The organism is Actinacidiphila epipremni, assembly GCF_012034175.1.
Lineage (GTDB): Bacteria > Actinomycetota > Actinomycetes > Streptomycetales > Streptomycetaceae > Actinacidiphila > Actinacidiphila epipremni.
On sequence record NZ_JAATEJ010000057.1, the window covers coordinates 1 to 2,829 of the forward strand.

A 2,829-nucleotide genomic window follows, 5' to 3' on the forward strand; every position below is an offset into this window, starting at 1 on the left:
TGGCACCCGTCGACGTACCCGTGGACGTACCCGTGCTCGTACCCGTCGAGGTACCCGTGCTCGTACCGCTGGACGTACCCGTAGACGTACCGGTCGACGTGCCGGTGCTCGTACCCGTCGACGTACCCGACGACGTACCGCCCGTCGTGCCGCCGGTGCCGTCGAGGCCGAAGAAGGTGATCGCCTTCGCCGCCATGCCGTTGGTCGGCAGCGAGTGGCCGACGCCGGCGATGCTGAACGCCTCGACCGGGGCCTGCGCGGAGTTGGCCCCGTAGCGGGTGTGGGTCCAGCCGGACTGCGGGGTGTCGGTGACGACCGGCGTCTGGCTGACGCCGAGCACGTTCGTCCACTGCTTGATCTCTTCGCCGAAGTTGTTGTAGTTCAGCGTCGTGTCCGCGGTGCCGTGCCACAGCTGCACGCGCGGGCGCGGGCCGCTGTAGCCGGGGTAGGCGGCGCGGACCAGGTCGCCCCACTCCTGCGGGGTGTGGCTGACCTGCCCGTTGGCGCACGCGTTGTTCCACCCCGAGGGGTCGGAGGTGGCGAAGCACGCGAAGGGCACGCCCATGAAGGCCGCGCCGGCCTTGAAGATGTCCGGGTAGTCGCCCAGCAGCACGTCGGTCATCATCGCGCCGGACGAGGCACCGGTCACGTACACCCGGCCGGCGTCGGCCCCGTTGTGCTGTTCGACGTAGGACACCATGGAGGCGATGCTCGCCGGGTCGCTGTTGCCGTTGTGGGTGAGCGCGCCCGCCGAGGAGACGTCGAAGCACTGGCCGCTGATGTTCGCGTCCGGGTAGATGACGATGAAGCCGTACTGGTCGGCCAGGGTGTGGAATTCGGTGGCCGAGTAGAAGCCGGGCCCGGTGCCGGTGCAGTAGTGGACGGCGACCAGGATCGCCGGGTTGGGCTTCACGGAGTTGGGCACGTACTCGTACATCCGCAGGTTGCCGGGGTTGCTGCCGAAGTTGGTGACCTCGGTGAGCGAGGCGGCAGCGGCGGTCTGGCCGCCGGTCATGGTGAGCGCGGCGGCGAGGGAGGCGACGGAGGCGAGCAGGGCGACCAGGAGTGTCCGCAGCCGCCGCTTCCTCCCGGTGCTCCCGGGATCGTTCGGTCCGCGTGTGGGGGGCATGACCAGTTGTCCTTTCCGGGGTGGCGCCGGCTCCCCGGAGGCTCCCTCTCCGGCGGGACGGCGTAACGGGCCGGGGCCCGTATCCCTTTGCGAAAGTTTTCGACCCTAGCGCGAATGTTTCGGGCACCATAGGGCCGGATTGTGACGGAGTCAATACATCCGGCGAGGTGGGGCCCGGTGTGCCCGATCGGGCCGGGCGGCCCTTCATGTCCCCGTATGGGACCGGAAAACCGCCCACCAGCAGGGAATGCGACCGGCGCCGTACGTCCCGTCAATTCCCGTTCTGCGCACTCCGGTTGTTTCGGAAAGAAATCGTTGACGTTTCGAGGCGGAAGGGCCACACTGGCGAGCGATCCACCCTCCTCCCGGCCACGCCGTACCCACGGCACACCTCCCGTGGCCGACACCACCCTCGCGAATGGACCCCCACCCGTTCGGACGGTGCGCACCGCGCTGTCCGGACTGCCAGCTAAGAGGAAAGAAGAGGTTGGAAGTGTTCAGTCATTCCCTCCGGGAGCCCGGCGCGCTGCGCAGATACCGGGGCACCGGTGTGCGGGCCGCCATCGCGGCGGCGACCGCCGGCGCGGTGGCCACCATCGGCCTGATGAGCACCGCCGGCACCGCCCACGCCGTCGGCACCCTGGGCAACGCGGCTGCCGCCAGCGGCCGTTACTTCGGCACCGCGGTTGCGGCGAACCACCTGAGCGAGGCGCAGTACGCGGCCACGCTCGACGCCGAGTTCGGCGCGGTCACGCCGGAGAACGAGATGAAGTGGGACACGATCGAGGCGAACCAGGGCCAGTTCAACTACGGCCCCGCCGACCAGATCGTGGCGCACGCCCAGGCGCAGAACATGAAGATCCGCGGCCACACGCTCGTGTGGCACTCCCAACTGCCCGGTTGGGTCTCGGGGTTGAGCGCGAGCGCGCTGGAAACCGCGATGAACAACCACATCACGCAGGTGATGACCCACTACAAGGGCAAGATCTATGCCTGGGACGTCGTCAACGAGGCGTTCCAGGACGGCGGTTCGGGTGCCCGCCGCAGCTCGCCCTTCCAGGACAAGATCGGCAACGGCTTCATCGAGGAGGCGTTCCGCACCGCGCGGGCCGCCGACCCGGCCGCGAAGCTCTGCTACAACGACTACAACACCGACGGTGTCAACGCGAAGAGCACCGCCGTCTACAACATGGTCAAGGACTTCAAGGCGCGCGGCGTCCCGATCGACTGCGTCGGCTTCCAGGGCCACTTCAACAGCCAGTCCCCGGTGCCGTCCGACTTCCAGGCCAACCTGCAGCGCTTCGCCGACCTCGGTGTGGACGTGCAGATGACCGAGGTGGACGTCGCGGGCTCCGGCAGCGCGCAGGCCAACAGCTACACCACGATCGTCAAGGGCTGCCTGGCGGTGACCCGCTGCACCGGCATCACGGTGTGGGGCGTGACGGACAAGTACAGCTGGCGCAGCGGTGACACGCCGCTGCTCTTCGACGGCAACTACCAGAAGAAGGCGTCGTACGACGCGGTCCTCGCCGCGCTGGGCGGCGGCTCGGGGACGACGGGCGGTACGTCGTCGGGTACCTCGACGGGTACGAGTACCGGTACGTCTACGGGTACGTCGTCGGGTACGTCCAGCGGTACGTCCACGGGTACCTCGACGGGTACGTCCACCGGCACGAGCACGGGTACGTCGACGGGTTCGT

Annotated in this window: 2 protein-coding genes; one reads left to right on the top strand and one right to left on the bottom strand. The window is 68.6% G+C overall.

Features of this window, described 5'->3' with window-relative positions; all coding sequences use genetic code 11:
• Nucleotides 1–1,129: extracellular catalytic domain type 1 short-chain-length polyhydroxyalkanoate depolymerase (locus HCN08_RS34345; protein WP_167987289.1), on the bottom strand; the 1,129-nt coding region annotated here is incomplete at its 3' end.
• Between the two features lie 604 nt (nucleotides 1,130–1,733).
• Here HCN08_RS34345 and HCN08_RS34350 point away from each other — a divergent pair.
• Nucleotides 1,734–2,829: endo-1,4-beta-xylanase (locus HCN08_RS34350; RefSeq protein WP_206319594.1), on the top strand; the 1,096-nt coding region annotated here is incomplete at its 3' end.